1 protein-coding gene is annotated in these 544 nt (G+C 34.9%); it reads right to left on the reverse strand.

Annotated features, from left to right (window positions below; all coding sequences use genetic code 11):
• Positions 1–334 (reverse strand): AAA family ATPase (locus NW211_RS13965; protein ID WP_258328286.1); only part of this gene is annotated, 334 nt, incomplete at its 3' end.
• Between the last annotated feature and the right edge of the window lie 210 nt (positions 335–544).

Genomic DNA, 544 nt, shown 5'->3' on the forward strand with positions numbered 1-544 from the left:
TTTCTATATTCTGTATCTCATCAAGGAACAGATATTTGAACTCTCCATAAGTCATATATAATGCTTCAAGCAAATGGTCTAAATCACTTGCCTCCATATCCTCCATTCGGTCATCATCAAAGTTTACATAGGCGAAGTCAATCCCCTTTTGCTTAAGGAACATTTCGCATAATGTTGATTTTCCACATCGTCTGACACCTATCACCACCTGAGCTCGATTGCTCTTTAAGTCAAGTTGTGATTCTTCAGGACGTGGGCACAACTCCGAGTAATCATTCGCTAGCAACTCCTCACGCTGGTCTGCTACTATTGATAGTAATGTCTGAGTATTCATAATTCATATTACTTTACTGCAAAAATAATTCTATTTCCATAAAACAGCAAATTTTCCGTAATCTATTTCCATAAATAATGCGATTTGTTTATTTCTATTTCCATAAATAGTGCAAATTATCATTTTCTATTTCCATAAATTCACTCTTCGGTACAAAATCTATTTCAAATTTGGCACATCATTTATAACTCCTCATGACCTCTTTTCACC

The organism is Barnesiella sp. ET7 (genome assembly GCF_024733785.1).
Taxonomy (GTDB): Bacteria; Bacteroidota; Bacteroidia; order Bacteroidales; family Barnesiellaceae; genus Barnesiella; species Barnesiella merdigallinarum.